This window comes from Pseudomonas sp. WS 5503 (assembly GCF_012985385.1).
Classification (GTDB): Bacteria; Pseudomonadota; Gammaproteobacteria; order Pseudomonadales; family Pseudomonadaceae; genus Aquipseudomonas; species Aquipseudomonas paracarnis.
Genome location: NZ_JAAQWI010000026.1, coordinates 1 through 2468 on the forward strand (window position 1 = coordinate 1; position 2468 = coordinate 2468).

The 2468-nt window shown below is 59.7% G+C and carries 1 protein-coding gene; it reads left to right on the forward strand.

Features of this window, described 5'->3' with window-relative positions:
- A partial coding sequence (locus tag HBO10_RS30980; protein ID WP_169922256.1) for a hypothetical protein occupies positions 1 to 2468 on the forward strand: 2468 nt, incomplete at both ends.

Genomic DNA, 2468 nt, shown 5'->3' on the forward strand with positions numbered 1-2468 from the left:
CCGCTGATGGAACCGGCCATTGATGGTGATATCGAAGGGGCGCATGGCGGTATCGGCCTGCGGCATACCGAGGTGCCGTTGGTGGTCTACCTGATCAACCCCAAAGATGGCGTCACTCCGGGCAGTGTTGCCTCACTGTTCTGGGGCAACCGTAATATTCCCGTGGCCTCTACGCCGATTCGCGAAGGCGAGGAAAACCTTGACCTGATCCCGCTGACTGTTCCCGCGCACCATATCGTCCCGTTCTTGGTCTACCCGGTATGTGCCATGCTAAGGCGCAGAAGCGGCAATGAGTCATTCACCGAAGAAATCAAGTTACGGGTCAGCCTGACTCGCCCCGGTGGCGAAGACAGAGACTGTCTGCCCGGCCACCAGGGGCTGGCGTATGAGGTCCCACCGGATGTTGTGCTGCATGGCGTCAACCAGCAGCAGGCACTGGCGGGTGTCAAGATCATCATTCGCTACTGGCTAAACATGCGCGCTTATGACCTGATCACTCTGGCCTGGGGCTCGCAAGTGGTTCAGCACCGGGTCCAACCCGGCGAAGTGGGCCGTGACATCACCTTGACCGTCGACTACGCCACTATCAGCGCCGCGGGCAATAACCGGCTTACGCGCGTGGCTTACCAGGTGCGGGACGCGGGCGGCAATCTGCCGGAGGAGCGGGCACGCTGGTCGGCGGTGTCGTTGATTGATGTGCACCTCAATGAGGTGCGCCCCGAAGCGCCGTGGCTGCAGTTTCCAGACACCGGTACGAAAATCGACCTCGCGGAACTGGGCAGTTGGGATGTGGAAGTGGCCCTTTGGGTCCTCTCCCAGGAGGCTAGCGCGTATTCCCACGTGACGCTGATCTGGGCCGGTTTGGACAGTGAAGGCAATTCGATCCCTTATACGCACACCGAAGAACTCAGTAGAGCAGGCCTTTATACCTTTGAGGTTCCCAACGCGCTGGTGAGCGCGATTGCCGAAGGCAGCGCGAGTGTGCATGCCCTGTATCAGAATGGCGCGGTGCAACAGCCTTCCGAAAAGCTCTATCTGGACGTCATTGGGCAAGTCGTCAGGTGGCCGGCACCGACGATAGACGAGGACCAGGGTGGCCATATCGAGCCGGATGTCGACGCGACCGTACGCTTCCCCCTTCAAGGGAGCTGGCCGAAGGACGGTTATATCGAAGTCATCTTCCGGGTCAGCAGCGCCGATAACACCATCGAACATCGCATCGGCCGCGAAGTCGACGATATTCCGCCCACGGCCGGTGGGGATTTGTTGTTTACGGTATACCCCGACGAACTGCGGCGTTTCGACGGCCACCTGACTGACGTGTTTTACGCCCACACCCGGCCCGGCGGCCGCCCGCAGGAGTCCCTGCGGTTGCAGATCGTGGTGGGTCAGATCAAGCGTACGATGCCCAAGCCGATTGTCGAGAAGGCGGTCAGCGGACAGTTGAATCCGGATGATGTAGGTGCCTATGCCACCGTGTTTGCACCGTTTGGCGAAACACTGCGCGGCGACTGGATCCGCATGTACTGGCTTGGCCGGGGCGCCCGCACCGAAGTGCCGGTGGAGGTGGCCGTGAATGGCGCCACCACCGCCCACGACATCGAAAAATACTACGTGGAGAACAACCTGGATGAGTCGGTGACGGTGTTCTACACGTTGACACGTAGTGATGAGGCGATGCCGCGGTATTCTGAGATCACCGAGGTGCTGATCAGCCGTGGCGTGGGCGAGTTGCCGTCGCCGACCTTGCGCGAAGCCCAGACGACCGGCCCCGACACCGCCGAACTGGAGCCGCTCAGGGTGCAACAGGGTACCCAACTGGTGGTGAGCTATGTGGGGATGCGCAACAGCGACTCGATCAAAGTCACCATGAACGGTGCCGGCAATGGCGGTTCGCCAGATATCCCGGCCAAACCTGGGAATGAAGCCTTGCAGGAGGTGGCGTTCGATATTTCCAGGGCGGCGATTGCGGCGAACATTCGTGACCACGCCACCACGGTGAAATACCAATACGTGGTAACCCGTGCGGGTGTCTCGGTCACGTCGGCAACCTTGACGGTGACCGTGAGGCCGATACCGCAATCGGAGCTGGCCAAGACGGTCATCAGGCTCAACGAGGCCAATAGCGCGACAAAGGTGCTGGACCTGGATAGCTTCGTCGGCAACGCGATGGCGCATGTCGGCACCTGGCCGTTTATCACCGCCCCTTATCCGGTCTCGTTGAAGTTTTTTGGTAGAACAGCCGCTAATGTTGCTCATGACCTGACGCTGTTCAGTTTCAACAGCTCGTATGTCAATCCGAACTGGGTTGCCCAAGGCCGCTATGAATATCGCCTGTTGCGCACTTACCTCGATGGGTTGGGCCATGGCACAAAATTGAGGATGGAATTCAAAGCCGCCGTCAGTCTTAGCAAGGTTGAAGCCGAGGCGATCAGCTTTCCGGTGGTGGAGTACACCGTCAATACACT